Source organism: Dokdonella fugitiva, assembly GCF_004342425.1.
Classification (GTDB): domain Bacteria; phylum Pseudomonadota; class Gammaproteobacteria; order Xanthomonadales; family Rhodanobacteraceae; genus Dokdonella_A; species Dokdonella_A fugitiva.
Map to the genome: position 1 here is coordinate 168,738 of NZ_SLWQ01000005.1, position 18,874 is coordinate 187,611.

Annotated in this window: 16 protein-coding genes; 9 read left to right on the forward strand and 7 right to left on the reverse strand. The window is 69.2% G+C overall.

The window, feature by feature from the left end:
- Window positions 1-30 precede the first annotated feature (30 nt).
- The 4 genes from greA to carA are packed head-to-tail and all read right to left on the reverse strand — an operon-like array spanning window position 31 to window position 5,318.
- Entirely contained in the window at window positions 31-510 is a 480-nt protein-coding gene (greA, locus tag EV148_RS10825) for a transcription elongation factor GreA (protein ID WP_131997874.1), read from the reverse strand.
- Window positions 507-3,746, reverse strand: coding sequence for a carbamoyl-phosphate synthase large subunit (carB, locus tag EV148_RS10830; RefSeq protein WP_131997877.1), 3,240 nt, complete (start codon window positions 3,744-3,746; stop codon window positions 507-509). The genes greA and carB overlap by 4 nt, the downstream gene beginning before the upstream one ends.
- Window positions 3,730-4,173, reverse strand: coding sequence for a hypothetical protein (locus EV148_RS10835; RefSeq protein WP_131997880.1), 444 nt, complete (start codon window positions 4,171-4,173; stop codon window positions 3,730-3,732). The genes carB and EV148_RS10835 overlap by 17 nt, the downstream gene beginning before the upstream one ends.
- 5 nt (window positions 4,174-4,178) lie before the next feature.
- Window positions 4,179-5,318 carry a glutamine-hydrolyzing carbamoyl-phosphate synthase small subunit gene (carA, locus tag EV148_RS10840; protein ID WP_131997883.1) on the reverse strand — a complete coding sequence of 380 codons (1,140 nt, stop codon included), beginning with the start codon at window positions 5,316-5,318 and terminating at the stop codon, window positions 4,179-4,181.
- Between the two features lie 206 nt (window positions 5,319-5,524).
- On the opposite strand from carA, the gene EV148_RS10845 reads away from it, so the two are divergent.
- The 4 genes from EV148_RS10845 to EV148_RS10855 all read left to right on the forward strand — a co-directional run bounded on the left by EV148_RS10845 (window position 5,525) and on the right by EV148_RS10855 (window position 8,818).
- Window positions 5,525-6,250, forward strand: a complete 726-nt coding sequence (locus tag EV148_RS10845) for a 2OG-Fe(II) oxygenase (RefSeq protein ID WP_131997886.1) — start codon at window positions 5,525-5,527, stop codon at window positions 6,248-6,250.
- Between the two features lie 13 nt (window positions 6,251-6,263).
- Window positions 6,264-6,392: a hypothetical protein gene (locus EV148_RS19070; protein WP_259393282.1), complete on the forward strand. Its 129-nt coding sequence runs from the start codon at window positions 6,264-6,266 to the stop codon at window positions 6,390-6,392.
- Window positions 6,393-6,512: 120 nt separating this feature from the next.
- Window positions 6,513-8,045: a trypsin-like serine peptidase gene (locus tag EV148_RS10850; RefSeq protein WP_131997889.1), complete on the forward strand. Its 1,533-nt coding sequence runs from the start codon at window positions 6,513-6,515 to the stop codon at window positions 8,043-8,045.
- Window positions 8,042-8,818: a TatD family hydrolase gene (locus tag EV148_RS10855; protein ID WP_199222769.1), complete on the forward strand. Its 777-nt coding sequence runs from the start codon at window positions 8,042-8,044 to the stop codon at window positions 8,816-8,818. The genes EV148_RS10850 and EV148_RS10855 overlap by 4 nt, the downstream gene beginning before the upstream one ends.
- A gap of 1 nt (window position 8,819) precedes the next feature.
- Here EV148_RS10855 and tcdA read toward each other — a convergent pair whose 3' ends face one another.
- Window positions 8,820-9,611: a tRNA cyclic N6-threonylcarbamoyladenosine(37) synthase TcdA gene (gene tcdA / locus EV148_RS10860; protein WP_131997892.1), complete on the reverse strand. Its 792-nt coding sequence runs from the start codon at window positions 9,609-9,611 to the stop codon at window positions 8,820-8,822.
- Between the two features lie 125 nt (window positions 9,612-9,736).
- On the opposite strand from tcdA, the gene EV148_RS10865 reads away from it, so the two are divergent.
- The 5 genes from EV148_RS10865 to EV148_RS10885 all read left to right on the forward strand — a co-directional run bounded on the left by EV148_RS10865 (window position 9,737) and on the right by EV148_RS10885 (window position 14,774).
- Entirely contained in the window at window positions 9,737-9,934 is a 198-nt protein-coding gene (locus tag EV148_RS10865) for a DUF6116 family protein (protein WP_131997894.1), read from the forward strand.
- 5 nt (window positions 9,935-9,939) lie between these two features.
- Window positions 9,940-10,332, forward strand: a complete 393-nt coding sequence (locus EV148_RS10870; protein WP_131997897.1) for a hypothetical protein — start codon at window positions 9,940-9,942, stop codon at window positions 10,330-10,332.
- Window positions 10,333-10,519: 187 nt separating this feature from the next.
- The gene (locus EV148_RS10875; RefSeq protein WP_131997899.1) at window positions 10,520-12,001 is read left to right on the forward strand and encodes an efflux transporter outer membrane subunit; all 1,482 of its coding nucleotides are present in this window, start codon (window positions 10,520-10,522) and stop codon (window positions 11,999-12,001) included.
- Window positions 12,002-12,017: 16 nt separating this feature from the next.
- Window positions 12,018-13,211 carry an HlyD/EmrA/EmrK family protein gene (locus EV148_RS10880; RefSeq protein ID WP_131997902.1) on the forward strand — a complete coding sequence of 398 codons (1,194 nt, stop codon included), beginning with the start codon at window positions 12,018-12,020 and terminating at the stop codon, window positions 13,209-13,211.
- 9 nt (window positions 13,212-13,220) lie between these two features.
- Window positions 13,221-14,774 (forward strand): DHA2 family efflux MFS transporter permease subunit, encoded by a 1,554-nt coding sequence (locus EV148_RS10885; protein WP_131997905.1) that lies wholly within the window; start codon window positions 13,221-13,223, stop codon window positions 14,772-14,774.
- A 103-nt stretch (window positions 14,775-14,877) separates the two neighbouring features.
- On the opposite strand, the gene EV148_RS10890 is transcribed toward EV148_RS10885, so the two are convergent.
- A complete protein-coding gene (locus EV148_RS10890; RefSeq protein WP_131997908.1) occupies window positions 14,878-18,081 on the reverse strand; it encodes a WD40/YVTN/BNR-like repeat-containing protein in 3,204 nt (1,067 codons plus the stop codon).
- Window positions 18,078-18,821: a hypothetical protein gene (locus EV148_RS10895; protein WP_131997912.1), complete on the reverse strand. Its 744-nt coding sequence runs from the start codon at window positions 18,819-18,821 to the stop codon at window positions 18,078-18,080. The genes EV148_RS10890 and EV148_RS10895 overlap by 4 nt, the downstream gene beginning before the upstream one ends.
- Between the last annotated feature and the right edge of the window lie 53 nt (window positions 18,822-18,874).

Sequence of the window (18,874 nt, forward strand, 5' to 3'; positions counted from 1 at the left end):
CAGGCCCCGGCACCGGAGGGGATCGCATGATCAGTCCTCGTAGCGGACGCCGGTGATCTCGTAGTTGCGCGTGCCGTTCGGCGCCTGGAATTCGAAGCTGTCGCCCTCGCTCTTGCCGATCAGCGCGCGCGCGAACGGCGACGAGACCGAGATCAGGCGCTGCTTGATGTCGGCTTCGAGGTCGCCGACGATCTGGTAGCTGATCTCCTCGCCGGAATCCTCGTCGGCGAGGTCGACGGTCGCGCCGAAGACGATGCGCGTGCCCGCATTGAGGCGCGTCACGTCGATGACCTCGGCGTGCGAAAGCGCGCCTTCGAGCTCCTGGATACGGCCCTCGATGAAGCCCTGCATCTCGCGCGCGGCGTGGTACTCGGCATTCTCCTTCAGGTCGCCGTGCGCACGCGCTTCGGCGATCGCCGCGATGATGCGCGGGCGCTCCTCCGACTTGAGGCGTTCCAGTTCGGTGCGCAGCCGCTCGGCGCCCTTCTTCGTCATCGGGGGTCGCTTCATGCCAGTTCCTTGTGCAATTCCTGCAAGCTGTTGACGTCGGTGCTGTCGCGAAAATCGAGTGAATGGAGCAGTGCCCTCGCGCCGCTCACGGTGGTCGAATAGGTCACGCGCTGCTGCAGCGCTTCGCGGCGGATCGAGAACGAGTCGGCGATCGCCTGCTTGCCCTCGGTGGTGTTGACGATGAACGCGATCTCGCCGTTCTTGATCAGGTCGACGATGTGCGGGCGGCCCTCGAGCACCTTGTTGATGCGTTCGCAGGCGATGCCGTGCTCGCTGAGATAGGTATGCGTGCCGCCGGTCGCGACGAGGCCGAAGCCGCGCCGGATCAGGTCGCGTGCGACCTCGAGCAGGCGCTGCTTGTCGGCGTCGCGCACCGACAGGAACGCCTTGCCTGCCGCGGGTGCGGCGATGCCGGCGGCCTCGTGCGCGCGCGCGAACGCGGCGCCGAAGCTGCGGCCCACGCCCATGACCTCGCCGGTCGAACGCATCTCCGGGCCGAGGATCGGGTCGACGTTCTGGAACTTCAGGAACGGGAAGATCGCTTCCTTGACCGAGTAGTAGTCCGGCACGACTTCGCGCGTCGCACCCTGCGCCGCGAGCGTCTGGCCGACCATGCAACGCGCGGCGATCTTGGCGAGCGCGACGCCGGTCGCCTTGGCCACGAACGGCACCGTGCGCGACGCACGCGGGTTCACCTCGAGGATGTAGATCGTGTCGCCGCCGTTGCCGTCGGACTGGATCGCGAACTGCGTGTTCATGAGGCCGACGACGTTCAACTCGCGCGCGAGCAGGCCGACCTGGCGGCGCAGTTCGTCCTGCGTCGCCGGCGACAAGGAGTACGGTGGCAGCGAGCACGAGGAATCGCCCGAGTGCACGCCGGCTTCCTCGATGTGTTCCATCACGCCCCCGATCAGCACCTCGCCGCCCGCGTCGACGACGATGTCGACGTCGACTTCGCCGGCATGGTCGAGAAAGCGGTCGAGCAGCACGGGAGACGCGTCGGACACGCGAACCGCTTCGCGGATGTAGCGCGTGAGGTCGGCGTCGTCGTGGACGATTTCCATCGCGCGGCCACCCAGCACGTAGCTCGGGCGCACGACGAGCGGATAGCCGATCTCGCGCGCGAGCACGAGCGCCTCGTCGGCGCTGCGCGCGGTGCGGTTCGGCGGCTGGCGCAGGCCGAGCTTCTCGATCAGCTTCTGGAAGCGCTCGCGGTCCTCGGCGAGGTCGATGCTGTCCGGGCTCGTGCCGATGATCGGCGCGCCGGCCGCTTCGAGCGCGCGCGCGAGCTTGAGCGGGGTCTGCCCGCCGTACTGCACGATCACGCCCTTCGGCTTTTCCTTGTCGATGATCTCGAGCACGTCCTCGAGCGTGAGCGGCTCGAAGTACAACCGGTCGGAGGTGTCGTAGTCGGTCGACACCGTCTCCGGGTTGCAGTTGACCATGATCGTTTCATAGCCGTCCTCGCGCAGCGCGAGCGCGGCGTGCACGCAGCAGTAGTCGAACTCGATGCCCTGCCCGATGCGATTGGGGCCGCCGCCGAGGACGATGATCTTGTCGCGCGAGGTCGGCTCGGCCTCGCACTCTTCCTCGTAGGTCGAGTACATGTACGCCGTCGTCGTCGCGAACTCGGCCGCGCAGGAGTCGACGCGCTTGTACACCGGACGCACGTTGAACGCGCGGCGCAGCGCGCGCACCGCGTTCTCGTCGGTGCCGACGAGTTCGGCGAGACGCGCGTCGGAGAAGCCCTTGCGCTTGAGCCGGCGCATGCGCGCGGCATCGAGCGCGGCGAGGCCGCCCGCCTTGACCTCGCCTTCGAGCTTGACGAGGTCCTCGATCTGCACGAGGAACCACGGGTCGATGTGGGTCAGCGCGAACACGTCGGCCTGCGACAGGCCGGCGCGGAACGCGTCCGCCACGTAGAACACGCGGTCCGGGCCCGGCTCCTTGAGCTCGCGCTTGAGCGCCGAGAGGCCTTCGGGCATGGCGAGGTCGAGCTTGCTCGGATTGAGGCCGTTCTTGCCGGTCTCGAGGCCGCGCAGCGCCTTCTGCAGCGATTCCTGGAACGTGCGCCCGATCGCCATCACCTCGCCGACCGACTTCATCTGCGTGGTCAGGCGCGCGTCGGCCGCGGGGAACTTCTCGAACGCGAAGCGCGGGATCTTCGTGACGACATAGTCGATCGCCGGCTCGAACGACGCCGGCGTCCTGCCGCCGGTGATGTCGTTCCTGAGCTCGTCGAGCGTGTAACCGACCGCGAGTTTCGCCGCGACCTTGGCGATCGGGAAGCCGGTCGCCTTCGATGCCAGCGCGCTCGAGCGCGAGACGCGCGGGTTCATCTCGATGACGACGACACGCCCGTTCTGCGCATTGATGCCGAACTGCACGTTCGAGCCACCGGTGTCGACGCCGATCTTGCGCAGCACGGCGATCGAGGCGTCGCGCAGGCGCTGGTATTCCTTGTCGGTGAGCGTCTGGGCCGGCGCGACCGTGATCGAATCGCCGGTGTGCACGCCCATCGGATCGAGGTTCTCGATCGAGCAGACGATGATGCAGTTGTCCGCGGTGTCGCGGACCACTTCCATCTCGAATTCCTTCCAGCCGAGCACGGACTCTTCGACAAGTACCTCGTGCACGGGCGAGAGGTCGAGGCCGCGCTTGACGATCTCCTCGAACTCCTCCTTGTTGTAGGCGATGCCGCCGCCGCTGCCACCGAGGGTGAAGCTCGGGCGGATGATCGTCGGGTAGCCGACCTTCGCCTGGATCTCGAGCGCCTGCTCGAACGTGCGCGCGACCTCGGCCTTCGGGCAGTCGAGGCCGATCTCGGCCATCGCGACGCGGAACAGCTCGCGGTCCTCCGCCATGCGGATCGCCTCGCGCGAGGCGCCGATGAGCTTCACGCCGTACTTCTCGAGTACGCCGTTGTCGGCGAGGTCGAGCGCGCAGTTGAGCGCGGTCTGCCCGCCCATCGTCGGCAGCAGCGCGTCCGGGCGCTCCTTGGCGATGATCTTCTCGACCGTCTTCCAGTTGATCGGCTCGATGTAGACCGCATCGGCCGTGCCGGGGTCGGTCATGATCGTCGCCGGGTTGGAATTGACGAGGACGACCCGATAGCCCTCTTCCTTGAGCGCCTTGCACGCCTGCGCGCCGGAATAGTCGAACTCGCAGGCCTGACCGATGACGATCGGGCCCGCGCCGATGATGAGGATCGACTGGAGATCAGTTCTTCTTGGCACTGCCCGTACCCGCATCGTGCTGCTGCGCGGGCTTGCCCGCATCCGCCGGCTGCCCGGCGTCGGCCGGGGTCGCTTCGTCCGGCGACGGCTCGAGGACGAGGCTCACGTTGCGCACGGTCTCGCGCGGCACCGACAGCTCGACGCCGCCATGCTCCGGACCGAGCTGGATCGTCAGGCCCGGGTTCGTGTACTTGATCAGCTTGCCGCGGCGGACCGTGTGCAAGGTGGTCTCGACGATGATGTCGCTGCCGACGTGCTGCTCGAGCTCGGTGTACTCGACGAGCTTGCCGGTCGGCTGGGACGGCTTCGCGGTCTCCGCCGCGGCTTTCTGCGCGGCATGGATCGGCTTGCGCGCGAGCGCGACGTCGGCGCCGAGCAGGGTCACGGCCGCCATGAGGGCAAGGGTCAGGGAACGATGCTTGAGCATGTCGTCTACGCCGCGGCAGCCGCGCGCGCCTCCATGAGGTGGATGAACCGATCGAACAAACCGGCCACGTCGTGCGGGCCGGGACTCGCTTCCGGGTGTCCCTGGAAGCCGAACGCCGGCGCATCCGCCAGCGCGATCCCCTGCAGCGAGCCGTCGAACAGCGAACGGTGCGTCGCCCGCGCGTTCGGTGGCAGGGTCGACTCGTCGACGGCAAAGCCGTGGTTCTGGCTCGAGATCATCACGCGGCCGCTGTCGAGGTCGATCACCGGATGGTTCGCGCCGTGGTGACCGAACTTCATCTTGAGCGTGCGCGCGCCGACGGCGAGGCCGAGCAACTGGTGGCCGAGGCAGATGCCGAAGGTGGGCACCTTGGCGCGGATGAATTCGCGGATCGCGACGATCGCGTAGTCGCAGGGTTCGGGGTCGCCCGGGCCATTGGACAGGAACACGCCGTCCGGGCGCAGCGCGAACACCTCGCTCGCGGGCGTCTGCGCCGGCACGACCGTGATCTCGCAGCCGCGGTCGGCGAGCATGCGCAGGATGTTCTGCTTGACGCCGAAATCGTAGGCGACGACGCGGAAGCGCGCGGGCGGCTGCGTGAATGCCGCGCGGTCGAGGTCGTAGCTGCCGGCGCGCCAGGCATGGCGCTCGCGCACGGAGACGACCTTGGCGAGGTCGGCGCCCTTGAGGCCGGGGAACGCACGCGCCGCGGCGAGCGCGTCTTCGTCGGAGATCTCCGCGCCGGCGAGGATGCAGCCGTTCTGCGCGCCGGAATCGCGCAGGATGCGCGTCAGGCGGCGCGTGTCGATCTCGGCGATCGCGACGATGCCGTTGCGCTTCAGGTACGCATCGAGCGTCTCCTGCGAGCGCCAGTTGCTCGCCACGAGCGGCAGGTCGCGGATCACGAGCCCCGCGGCATGCACGCGCGGCGACTCCGCGTCCTCGGCATTGCAGCCGGTGTTGCCGATGTGCGGATAGGTCAGCGTGACGATCTGCTGCGCATACGAGGGATCGGTGAGGATCTCCTGGTAGCCGGTCATCGCCGTGTTGAACACGACTTCGCCACTCGTCCGGCCCTCCGCGCCGATCGAAATGCCGCGGAAGAGGCTGCCGTCGGCGAGTGCGAGGAGAGCTGGAATCGTCATGCGTTCGCCCTAGGACAAGGATAAGGAAGCCGTCACCGCGTCGATACCGGGTGCGACAGCACCCGCGGGCTGGCATGTGCCGGTCCGTGGGGGCGTGGTGAGGAATCAAGGCGAGCACAAATTCTAGGCGTCGGGCGTTCCGCTGTCCACCTGCATGGCGGCCTCGGCACTACAATCCGTGCTGCCGTTCCGACTTTTGCGACCGAATGAATGCAGCCGCCGAAACCCTGAACGATCCCGCAGCCGGACCCCTGCTCGACCCCCGGCGCCTCGACCGCGCCGACACGGTCGTGCGCGACCAGCCGTTCGCGTTCCTGATCGCGCGTGAACAGTTGCCCGCGGACGCCGCGGCGGACCTCGCACGCGATTTCCCGCGTTATCCGAACGCCGGCTTTTTCCCGCATGAAGCACGCGACTGCGGGCCGAGCGTGAACCGCCTCGTCGCCGATCTCACCTCGCCCGCGTTCGCCAATGCGATCGGGCGGCGCCTGGGTATCCCGGACCTCGGCGACAAGCCGACCCTGGTGACGATCTGTCGCTCGCTGAACAAGCGCCACGGCACGATCCACACCGACAGTCGCTCGAAGATCGTGACCGCGCTCGTCTACCTGAACGAAAGCTGGCCGGACATCAGCGAAGGCTGCTTCCGTTTCCTCAACCGCATCGACGACATCGACGACCTCGTCGTGCCGGAGGTGCGGCCGCTGTACGGCCACCTCGTCGCGTTCCGCCGCGCCGACAATTCGTTCCATGGCCACCTCCCGCACGAGGGCGAGCGTCGCGTGATCCAGGTCGCCTGGCTCACCAGCGAGGAGGAGAAGCTGCGCAAGACCCAGCGCGGCAAGTTCTCGCGCCTGTTCAAGAAGCTGTTCGGCGGCATCGACCGTCGCCTCGGCGCCGGCCGCGACCGCAACGCTGCGCATCGCGACTGACGCGCACGGATGGATGCAGCCGCACTGCACGCGCTGGTGGAAGCGTCCGCGCAGCGCGCTCGGCGTCGGCACGATCATCGCAGTCGGATTGCTGCTCGTCGCCGCCTGCTTCGGGCTGCTCGCCTCGAACGGTTGGCACTGACGTCGCGCCGGCGCGCCGCGCTCGCGGCGGCCTGAACGCGGGATGACGCCGGCGCCGCGAGGCTCGCGCGAGGCATGTGCGGCTGCTTATGCTTGGCCACCCGCACTGCGAGGAGGCCACATGCGTCGTTCGCGTCGATTCATTCCTTTCGCGCGCAGCGTGCTCGGCGTCGCGTTGCTGCTCGCTGCCGCCACGGGCCAGGCGCGCAAGGGCGAGCCGCCGTACAGCCTCGCGCATCCGGCCAAGGCGGGCTTCGACGTCGCGATCGTCGATGTGGCCGGCGTCGATGCGCCACGACGGCGCATCGATGCCGACCGCGCGATGCGCACCGCGGGCAGCAAGCGCATGCGCAGCGCGGATGCGCGCCCGTTGTCGATCACGCCGGAGCGCGATGGTCGCTGGGATACGCTCGAGGACGGCTCGCGCCTCTGGCGCGTGCGCGTACGCGCGGCGGGAGCGACCGACCTGCGCTTCGCGTTCGCGCATTTCGCGCTGCCCCGTGGCGCGACGCTGCACGTGATCGGCGCCGGCGACGACTACCAGGGCCCGTACACCGCCGACGACGCGACCGACGGGAGGTTCCATGCGCCGATCGTGCCGGGCGATACCGCGACCATCGAGTTGCACGTGCCGGCGGGCGCGACGCTCGACGCCGGGGCACTCGAACTCGACGGCGCCGGCGCAGGCTTCCGCGACCTGTACGAGCGCACGCGCAAGGACGGCGATCCGGGCGCGTCCGGCGCCTGCAACGTCAACGTCGCCTGCCCGCTCGGCGACCCGTATGCGAACGAGATCCGCGCGGTCGGCTATTACGAATACATCGCGGCTGACGACGGCGACTACTACCTCTGCAGCGGCACGCTCGTCACCGACGTGCCACACGCGCGCCGCAACCTGTTCCTCACCGCGGCGCACTGCCTGTCGCTCGCGGCGGAAGCGCAGTCGATGGTCGTCTACTGGAACTACCAGTCGACCCAGTGCAACGTGCTCGGCGCGCCGGCCGGCGGTTTCTTCGATGACGACCAACATGGCGCGGTGCTGCGCGCGACGCGCGCCGACGTCGACGTAACGCTGGTCGAACTCGCCGGCTCGCCGGCCGCGGACTGGAACCTCTACTACGCGGGCTGGGATGCCTCCGGCACCGCGCCGGCCGGCACGATCGGCATCCACCATCCGAGCGGCGACGTGAAGAAGATCACCGCCGGGCCGGCGCCGCACACGATCGACAACTGCATCGCCGAGACCGCGCCGGCCACCCACGGCACGCACTGGTACGCCGGCCCGTACACGCAGGGCACGACCGAAGGCGGTTCGTCCGGCTCGGGCCTGTTCGCGAGTGTCGGCACCGGCGGCGGCCTCGCGCGCCACCTGGTCGGCACGCTGTCCGGCGGGACGGCCGCCTGCAGCGATACCGCGCCGGGGCAACCCAACGACGGCTTCGACTGCTACGGCAAGCTCTCGGTCGCCTGGAACGGCCCGTCGCCCTCGTCACGCCTGCGCGACTGGCTCGATCCCGGCGACAGCGGCGTGACCAAGGCCGACGGCATCGGCCAGAACGACCTCTCGCAGTCCGGCAACGGCCACTCCTCGCATGCGCTGCCGCCGGTGTTGCTGCAGCGCCAGCGCGCCAACGTGGCCGGCGCAGCGCGCTGATCGTGCTGGTCGATTCGCACTGCCACCTCGACGCGGCGGAATTCGACGCCGACCGCGATGCCGTCGTCGCGCGAGCGCGCGCCGCGGGCGTCACCGCGCAGGTGGTGCCGGCGATCGCGCTGTCGGGTTTCGGCAAGCTGCGCGCGTTGTGCGCGGGCCGCCATGCCGACCTGCACGCGGCTTACGGCCTGCATCCGATGTACCTCGCCGAACACCGCCCGCCGCACCTCGACGCGCTGCGCGAATGGCTCGAGCGGGAGCGGCCGGTCGCGGTGGGCGAATGCGGCCTCGACTTCTTCGTCGAAGGGCTCGATGCGGAGGAGCAACGCCGATACTTCGTCGCGCAACTGCAGCTCGCGCGCGAATTCGACCTGCCGGCGATCATCCATGCGCGCCGCGCGGTCGACGAAGTGATCGCCACGATCCGCCGCGTCGGCGGCTTGCGCGGCGTCGTGCACAGCTTCGCCGGCAGCGCCGAGCAGGCACGCCAGCTGTGGAACCTCGGCTTCCTCGTCGGCCTCGGCGGGCCGGTGACCTACGGGCGCGCGCACCGGCTGCGCGCGCTCGTCGCGACGATGCCGCTCGACTACCTGCTGCTCGAAACCGACGCGCCGGACCAGCCGCTGGCGACGCATCGCGGCGAACGCAACGAGCCGTCGTACCTCGGCGAGGTCGCCGCGACGATCGCCGCCCTGCGCGGCATCGACGCCGGCGAGCTCGCGCGCGCGACGGGCGCGAACGCGCGCCGCCTGTTCGCGCTTGGCGCACCCTGAATCAGCTCGCGGGCATGGCGAGCAGCTTGGTGAGTGCGCGCGACACCGCCGCGAATGCGAACGTCGCCGTCACGTGCGTCGCCGCGCCGAGGCCGCCGCCGCAGTCGAGCTTGAGCGCGTCGCCGCCGGCCGGACGCGTGCCGCAGACGCTGCCGTCGGCCTGCGGGTAACGCACGTTCTCGCGCGAATACACCGCCTGCACGCCGAAGTAGCGCTTGGTGCCACGCGGGAAGTTGAACTCCTCGCGCAGTTTCTTGCGCACCAGCGCGAGCAGCGCGTCGTGTTCGGTCTTCGACAGGTCGCGCACGCCCACCAGGGTCGGATCGGTGCGGCCGCCGGCGGAGCCGATCGTGACCAGCGGCAGCTTGCGCCGCCGGCACCACGCGATCGTCTCGACCTTGACGCGGAACGCGTCGCAGGCATCGATGACGAGGTCGTAGCCGCGAGCGAGCAGTTCGCCGAGATTCGACGGCGTGAGGAACTGCGCGATCGCATCGACCGCGATGCCCGGGTTGATCGCGCGCGCTCGCGCCGCCATCACCTCGACCTTGGCCTTGCCGAATTCACCGTCGAGCGCGTGCAGCTGGCGGTTGGTGTTGCTCACGCAGACGTCGTCGGCGTCGATGAGGGTGAGCCGGCCGACGCCGCTGCGCGCGAGCGCCTCGACCGCCCACGAACCGACACCGCCGATGCCGACCACGCACACGTGCGCCCGCGCGAGGCGCGCGACGCTGCCCACGCCGTACAGGCGATCGATGCCGCGGAAGCGCTCCGCGAGTTGGGACTGGTCCATGGGGCGCGCAGCGTATCATCGCCGCACGAGCCGCTCGATCGTCGCGCACCGCGACGGAGGGCGGCACGACGTCGCAGCACGCCGGTCGCCGGCACCCGCGTGCGACACTTGCCGAGGAGACGACCATGCCGAACCCGATCATGCGACCGCTGCTGCGCTGGGCCGAAGGCCTGCGCTTTCCGCGCCTGGCGCTGATCACGGCGGCGTTGTTCGTCGCCGACCTGCTGATCCCCGACTTCATCCCGTTCGTCGACGAGATCCTGCTCGGCCTCGGCACCCTGCTGCTCGCCAACCTCAAGCAGCGCGCCAACGGAGACGGCTGAAGACCATGCGCTACCTGATCTGCCTCGTCGTCGGCGCGCTCGCCGGCGTGATCGTCGCCGGCATGTTCACCAGCGCGATGCAGCGTCGCAACGCGTGGCCGCGCGCACTCATGAACGTCATGCAGCACGAACTCGGCGCGGCGCGATCGGCGGCGCGCGACGGCACCTGCACCGTCCCCGCGCAGGCACGTTCGGCCGCGCACCTGCGCCTCGTCGCCGGCGACCTCGAGGGTGCATTGCTGGCCGCCGGCACGAAAGACCGCGTGCTCAGCCAGTACATCACCGACTTCGGCAAGGCCGTCACCGCGTGGGACGCGGCGGCCGCCTGTCCGCGGCAGGCCGAAGCGCTGACGACCATCGCCAACGCCTGCGAGGCGTGCCACCGAGACTACCGCTGAACCGTCGCGCGGGGCCGGTTGCGGCCAAATACAGAACTGGCTAGTATGGTTTTAGAGCCGACCGCCGCCTGCGGTCGCTCGTGGCGCCAGGGAACGGCGATTCGCAGGACACAGCCGCCTGCGGCGCCACGAGCGGAGCCAGCTTTTTCCCGCACGATCCTTCATCCGTTCAGTCGACGTGGATCCGATGACCGCATCCGCCAGCCGTCCCTCGCTCCGACCGATGATCGTCGCCGCCTGCGCGCTCGCGCTGGCCGCCTGCGCGATCCCCCCGAAACCCGCTCGCCCCGTCCTGCGCGACGAGGCGCCGCTCGCCGGTGTCGCCGTCTCGGTCGGCGCGGGCACCACCGAATGGCCCGATCCGCAATGGTGGAAGCGCTACGCCGACCCGCAGCTCGACCGCCTGGTCGAACAGGCGCTCGCCGGTGCGCCCTCGCTCGACGAGGCGCACAAGCGCCTCGGCAGCGCGCTCGCCGCGGTCGAGGTCGCGCGCGCGCAAGGCGGCCTGAACTCGCAAGCCAACGCGCAGGTGCAGCGCCTGCGGCTCAGTGAAAACGGGCTGATCCCGCCCCAGTTCCTCGGCTTCACCTGGTACAACCAGGGCGATCTCAGCCTGCAGTTCCAGTACGACTTCGATTTCTGGGGCAAGACGCGCGCCGCGGTCGCCGCCGCCGTCGACGAGGCGCGCGCCGCCGAGGCCGAACGCAGCGCGGCGAGCCTCGTGCTCACCAGCGCGGTCGCCGACACGTACTTCGCCTGGCAGGCGGACCAGGCGCACCTCGCGCTTGCGAACGAATCGATCGAGCTGCTGCAACGCCTGCGCATGCTCGCCGACAAGCGCGTCGCGCGCGGCATCGATGCGCCCGATCTGGTGCACCAGGCCGATGCCCAGCTCGCCGCGGCGCGCGAACTCCAGGCGACCTACACCGGCAGTGCGAAGATCCGCCTCGCCGCACTCGCCGGCCTGCTCGGCGTCGCGCCCGCGGACCTGCCGAAACTCGAAGCGCGCGCACTGCCGAGCGTCGACGCGGCATTGCCCGGCAGCGTCGGGCTCGACCTCATCGCGCGGCGCCCTGACATCGCCGCGAGCCGCTGGCGCGTCGAGGCCGCGTTGCGTCGCGTCGACGAGGCCCGCGCCGAGTTCTACCCGGACATCAGCCTCGGCGCAATGGTCGGCCTGCAATCACTCGACCTCGACAAGCTGCTGAATGCCGGCAGCCGCATGGCCTCGATCGGCCCCGCCCTGCACCTGCCGATCTTCGGCCGCGGCCAGCTCAAGGCGGGCTATCACGTCTCGCAGGCGGCGCTCGACGCGGCCGCGGCGCAGTACGACGCCGCCGTCGTCGACGCCGCGCGCGACGTCGCCACGCAGGCGCTCACGCTCGCCCAGGTCGACGCGCGCCGCAACGAACGCAATGGCCAGCTCGCCGCGACGCGCGCGCTCGAACGCACGGCCACGGCGCGCGTGCGCCAGGGCCTCGCCGACGATCGCAGCCTGCTCACCGCGCAGGCGCAGGTGCTCGAGCAGCGCGACGCGTTGCTCGCGCTCGACGCACAAGCGCTGTCCGCGCAGATCGCGCTGACCAAGGCGCTCGGCGGCGGCTACCGCCTCGACGACGACGCACTCGCGGCGAGCGACGCCGCCGGCGCGGATTTCCCCATCAAGTAACCACGAGCCCTCGACGATGAGCGATTCGCAGATTCCCGCCGCCGGCAGCACCGGCGACGCCCCGAAGAATGGCAACAATGGCAAGCGTCGCACGGTGCTCGTGGTCATCGCGCTCGTGTTCGTCGCGATCGGCGTCGCCTGGTACCTGCTCTGGCTGTTCGTCTGGTCGCAGCGCGAAGTCACCGACGACGCCTACGTCGCCGGCAACCAGGTCATGCTCTCGGCGCAGGTCCCCGGCACCGTCATCGCCGTACTCGCCGACGACACGCAGCGCGTCGAGGCCGGCCAGGTGCTGGTGAAGCTGGACCCGACCGACGCCGACCTCGCGCTCGCGAAGGCGAAGAGCGCATTGGCCAACGCGGTGCGCCAGGTGCGCCAGCAGACCGAAATGGCGTCGCAGTACGACGCCGCTGTCGCCGCGCGCAAGCTCGAACTGTCGCGTGCGCAGGCCGACCTCGCGCGGCGCCAGCCGCTGCTCGCCGACAAGGCGATCGCACCGGAGGAAGTCGCGCACGCGCGCGAGGCGGTCGACACGGCCAAGGCCGCGCTCGACCTCGCCACCCGCCAGGCCGCGGCCTCGCACGCGCTCGTCGACGGCACCGACGTCGCCAGCAATGCTTCGGTGCTGCAGGCGAAGGCGGCATTCCGCGAAGCATGGATCAATGCCGAACGCAACGCGATCGTCGCGCCGATCGGCGGTTACGTCGCGCAGCGCAGCGTGCAGGTCGGCAGCCGCGTGCAGCCGGGGCAGGCCCTGCTGACGATCATCCCGTTGCACGACCTCTGGGTCGATGCGAACTACAAGGAAAGCCAGCTCGGCCACATCCGCATCGGCCAGCCGGCGAAGGTCGAAGTCGACCTGTACGGCGGCAACGTCGAGTTCGAAGGCAAGGTGGTCGGCCTCGGCGCGGGCACCGGCTCGTCGTTCGCGCTGCTGCCGCCGCAGAACGCCTCGGGCAACTGGATCAAGGTCGTGCAGCGCGTGCCCGTGCGCATCGCGCTGGACGCCCGCCAGCTCGAGAAGTATCCGCTGCGCGTCGGCCTGTCGACCGCGGTCACGGTCGACACGCACGACCGCTCCGGGCCGATGCTGGCCGGCGCCGGCGCCACCACCGCGGTCGCGCAGACCGATGTCTACGCGCGCGACATCGCCAAGGCCGACGCCGAAGCCGAAGCGATCATCGCCGCCAACCTGCCCGGTTCGCACTGAGGACGTCCGATGGCTGCCTCGCCCGAGCAACGCCCGCCGTTGCCGCCGCTGCATGGCGCGCCGCTGGCGCTGCTGACCGTCGCGATCGCCTTCGCGACGTTCATGGAAGTACTCGACATCACGATCGTCAACGTCTCGGTGCCGCACATCGCGGGCAGCCTCGGTGTCAGCCCGCAGGAAGGCACCTGGGCGATCAGTTCCTATTCGCTCGCCAGCGCGATCATGCAACCGATCAGCGGCTGGATCGGCCGCCAGTTCGGCGAGGTGCGCGCGTTCTGCGTGTCCGCGCTGCTGTTCGTGATCTGCTCGACCCTGTGCGGCATGGCGACGAGCATGCCGATGCTCGTCGTCGGCCGCCTGCTGCAGGGCGCGGGCTCGGGCCCGATGGTCGCGCTGTCGCTGAGCCTGCTGCTCAACAACTACCCGATCGACAAGAAGGGACTCGCGCTCGCGCTGTGGGCGATGACCGTCGTGGTCGCGCCGATCTTCGGCCCGATCCTCGGCGGCTACCTCACCGACAACTACTCGTGGCCGTGGATCTTCTACATCAACGTGCCGGTCGGCCTGCTCGCGATCGTGATCACGTGGACCCTGCTGCACAAGCGCGAGTCGGTCATCGTCAAGACGCCGGTCGACACGGTCGGCCTCGTGCTGCTCGTGATCGGCGTCGGCTGCCTGCAGTTCATGCTCGACAACGGCAACGACAAGGATTGGTTCTCCTCGCAGCTGATCGTCGTGCTGGCGATCATCGCGGTGGTCTGCCTCACGTTCTTCATCGCCTGGGAGCTCATGGAGGAGCACCCGGTCGTCGACCTTTCGCTGTTCCGCAAGCGCAACTTCCTCGTCGGCGTCGCCGCGATGTCGTTCGGCATGTTCGGCTTCTTCGGCATCAACGTCGTCTATCCGCTCTGGCTGCAGACCGTGCTCGGCTACACTGCCTCGTGGGCGGGCCTCGCGACCGCGCCGGTGGGCATCCTCGCCTTCCTCGTCTCGCCAATCATCGGCCGCAACATCCAGAAGCTCGAGCTGCGCTCGGTCGTGACGTTCGCCTTCATCGTGTTCGCGGTGACCTCGTACTGGTTCGCCTCGTTCCCGGACAACGCGTCGTTCGAGCAGTTGATCTGGCCGCGCTTCATCATGGGCATCGGCATCCCCTGCTTCTTCATCCCGCTGAACCAGGTGTTCCTGTCGGGCCTCGAGCCGCACCAGATCGGATCGGCGTCGGGCCTCGCCAACTTCTGCCGCACGATCGCCGCGAGCATCTCGACCGCGGTGTCGGTCACGTTGTGGCAGCACCGCGGCGAGTACCACCATGCCGTGCTCGCCGAGCACCTCGACGGCGCGAGTGCCGCGGCGACGAGTGCGGTGCAGGGTCTGTCGGCGCTGGGCGGGCCCGCCGAGCGTGCGTGGAGCATCATCGATTCGATCGTCACGCGGCAGGCGTTCACGCTCGCGGTCAACGACGTGTTCCTGCTCTGCACCGCGCTGTTCCTCGCGATGATCCCGGTGGTCTGGTTCGCCAAGCCGCCGTTCGGCAACGTCGCCGCGGGCGCCGGCCACTGAAGGAAGAACGCCGCGCGGCACGGGCCGCGCGGCGCATCCACTCATCCCTCGTACCCCGCTGCTTCGCGCGATGCGCGAAGCAGCAGCGGTGTCGGGCAAGACGTCAGTCGCGCTCCCAAGGCGCATGCACGTCCTGCTGCCCGCCGTGCGATCCGCCACCCGCCTCGTCCTGCGGCGCGCTTGCAGGCACCGTGATCTCCGGCAGGTTGGCACCGCGCAGTGCACCGTTGACCTGCGCGAGCTCGCCCGACTGCAGCTTCTCGAACGCGCCGGCGACGTCGCCGAGTTCGCGCTGCAGCACCTCGATGCGCGCGAGCTGGTAGTCGGATGGCTTGCCGTCGTAGGACATGATCGCGCCGTACAGCGTGTCCATGTGCTCGCGCAGGCGCTCCTCGCCGGTGATCGCACCGCCTTCCTTGGTCGCGACGATCTGCTTGCGGATCTCGTCGGCATGGCCGGACAGGGCCGCGAGCTGCTTGCGCTTCGCGTCGCCTTGGGGGAGCTTCGCTGCAGCCGCGTCTGCCTGCGTGCGCACCGCGTTGATCTTGAACACCAGATCGGTCATGTCGCCGAACAGCGAGCGCACGCGCATCGCCGCGTCGTACTGCGCGCGGCGGTCGGCCACGCCGAAGCTCGAGCGGCGGTCGAGGCCGACGTCGATCTTCGTCTCGTAGACGTCCTTGCCCTTGGTCATGCGCACCGTGTAGGTGCCGGGCGGCACGCGCGGGCCCTGGGTCGCGTTGAAGGCGACCTGCGCGGCCGGCGGCACGCGCGGCGGCTTGGCGCGCATCTGCCAGGTCACGCGGTTGATGCCGCGGCGCACGCTGGCGGGGATCGTGTCGATGACCGTGCCCTTGTCGTCGAGCACTTCGATCTTGAGCTTGCCGAACAGATGGCGGCTCTTCTGGTAGTAGGCGATCTCCGCGCCCGCGGGCGGGTTCGGGCCGGTGAACGCGGCATCGCCTTCCGACCAGCCGCCGAACGCGTTGATGCGCTGTTGCACCGGTCGCGTGCCGAGGAACGCGGCTTCGCTCTCGAGCGCCTTCGCGTCGAGCGCGCGCAGCGGCGTCAGGTCGTCGATGATCCAGATGCCGCGGCCGTGCGTAGCCAGCACGAGCGAAGCGTCGCGCTGCTGGAACGCGAGGTCGCGCACCGCGACGGCCGGGAAGTCGCTGCCCTTGAACGGCGCCCACGCCTTGCCGCCGTCGGGCGAGATCCACAGCCCGAACTCGGTGCCCGCGTAGAGCAGGCCCGCGCGCTGCGGATCTTCCTTGACCACGTGCACGTAGCCACGCATGCCCTTGTCGTCCTTCGGCGTGACGAGCGCGGTCCAGCTGCGGCCGTAGTCGCGCGTCTCGTAGATGTACGGCGCCATGTCGCCGAAGGTGTGGCGGTCGAACGCGACGAACGCGCTGCCGGCATCGAAGTTGCCCGCCTGCACCCACGACACCCATGCGTGCGCGGGCACGCCCTTGATGTTGCCGACGACATTGGTCCAGGTCTTGCCGCCGTCGCGCGTGAGCTGCACGTTGCCGTCGTCGGTGCCGACCCAGATCGTGCCGGCGGCCTTCGGCGACTCGCTGATCGAGTAGATCGTGGTATGCATCTCGGCCGCCGAGTTGTCGACCGTGATGCCGCCCGACTCCTCCTGCTTCTGCTTGGCCGGGTCGTTGGTCGTGAGGTCAGGCGAAATGCGATCCCAGCTCTGGCCGTGGTCGCGCGAGCGGAACAGGAACTGCGAGCCGATGTAGATCGTTCCCTTCTCGTTCGGGCTCAGCGCGATCGGCGCGTTCCAGTTCCAGCGCAGCTTCTCCTTGTACCCTGCCAACGGCTGGATCGTGCGCAGCTCGTGCGTCTTTCGGTTCACGCGCGCGATCGAGCCGCCCTGGTACTCGGCGTAGATGTAGTCGGGATCGGCCGGGTCCTCGAACATCCAGAAGCCGTCACCGCCGTACATGTTCTCCCAGCGCTGGTTGGTGATGCCGCCAGGGTATGCGCTGTCGCCGACCCAGGAGCTGTTGTCCTGCAGGCCGCCATAAACGTGGAACGGGTCGTCGTTGTCGAGGCTCACGTGGTAGAACTGCGAGATCGGCAGGTTGTTCTGCTTCCACCACTTGTTGCCGCCGTCGTAGGACTGCCACAGGCCGCCGTCATCGCCGGTGATCACGTGCGCGGTGTCGGTCGGATCGATCCAGATCACGTGGTGGTCACCGTGCGTGCCGCCACCGGTGTTGGCGAAACTCTTGCCGCCATCGAGGCTCTGGATCAGCGCGAAGTCCGGCTTGAACAGGCGATCCGGGTTCTTCGGGTCGACCACGAGGTTGGCGAAGTAGAACGGCCGCCAGACCATGAGCTGGCTCTTGTCGCGCTTGTCCCAGGTCTTGCCGCCATCGTCGGAACGGAACAGCGCCGAGTCGGTCGATTCGACCAGTGCGTAGACGATGTTCGCGTCCGATGGCGCGACCGCGACCGCGATGCGCCCGTACGGCTTCTTCGGGAAACCCTTGTTCGCCGCTTCGGTGACTTCGGTCCACGTGCGCCCGCCGTCGCCGGAGCGGAACAGGCCGCTGCCCGACTCCGCGCTCGCCGATTCGCCACCCGAGCGGAACGTCCAGCCCTTGCGGCGGAAATCCCACAGGCCCGCGAACACGACGTCGGGGTTCTTCGGGTCGAGGCTGATCGAGGAACAGCCGGTCGAGAGGTTGCGTCCCTTCAGCACGAGCTGCCAGTTCCTGCCACCGTCGGTGGTCTTGTACAGGCCGCGCTCGGCGGAATCACTCCACAGCTTGCCGGGCACGCAGGCATAGACGACGTCGCCGTTGCGCGGATCGACCATGACCTTGGCGATGCGTTCGGACGCATCGAGGCCCATGTGCGTCCAGGTCTCGCCACCGTCGGTGGACTTGTAGATGCCGTTGCCGATCGATACGGAATTGCGTGTCCACGATTCACCGGTGCCGACCCAGATCGTGTCGTGGTGCGTCGGATCGATCGCGATCGCGCCGATCGATTGCACCGGCTGCTTGTCGAACACCGGCTTGAACGTCGTGCCGCCGTCGGTCGACTTCCACACGCCGCCGGATGCCGCGCCGACGAACAGCGTGGTCTTGCCGTCCTTGCCCGGCACCGCGTCGAGCGCGGCGACGCGGCCACTCATCGTGGCCGAACCGATGTTGCGCGCGCCGAGGCCGGACACGACGCCGGCATCGAAGCGCGGCGCGTTCGCTTCCGGCGCGGCGGCGCCGGCGGATGCGGCGCACGCGGTGGCGAGCGCGCCGAGGGTGAGTTGCACGAACAGGCGGTTCATCGGCCGGCTCCCTGGGTGTTCGGAAACGCGAACAGCGCGTCGTCCATCGGGACGTTCGCTTCGGCGTGCTCGATCGTGAGCTGCTGGCGGTTGCCGTCGGGCCTGCTTTCGGTCGCGACCGAGAACGGGAAATAGACGCCGTCCACCTGCTCGTAGTCGCCGTAGTCGCTGACGCTCTCGACCAGCGTGCCGCGCACGCTGCGCTGGGTGGCGACGCGGATTTCGAGGAAATGGTCGGGATCGAGATAGACGTATTCGACGTCGCCGTTCTTCAGGGTCACCTTGAGCTTGTGCGCATCGGTGCCGTCGACGTCCTCGGTGCCGAGGTACTCGAGCTTGCTGCCGCGCTCCTGCCAGCCGGCGAGTTGCCCGCTGATCGGCGCATCGTCGGCGAGCGCCTTGGCGTCGTCGGCGCTCATCTTCTCGGGATCCTTGCGGCCCTGGAACGGCGAGATCTGCCACGCCTCCTTGCCGTCCCAGGCCTGCACCGCGGTGAGGCCCTGGATGCTCGCCTCCGTGCGCGTCGATTCCGGCGCCTTCTGGTACTGCACGACGCCGAGTTCGAACTGGCCGCCGACGAGCAGCTTGCCTTCGGACTTCAGCGTCTTGATCGCCTGCAGCTTGGCGGCGCCGCCGCGGGCTTCGAGGTTCTTTGCAACGAGTTCATCGGCGGTCATCGCATGCACGCTCGCGCCTGCGAGCGCGAGTGCGGCGAGACCGTACTTCCATCGGACGATCATGCGGCTCTCCTGGCTGGCGCGCCTGCAGTGCCCCGAGCGCAGGCGCAGATGGG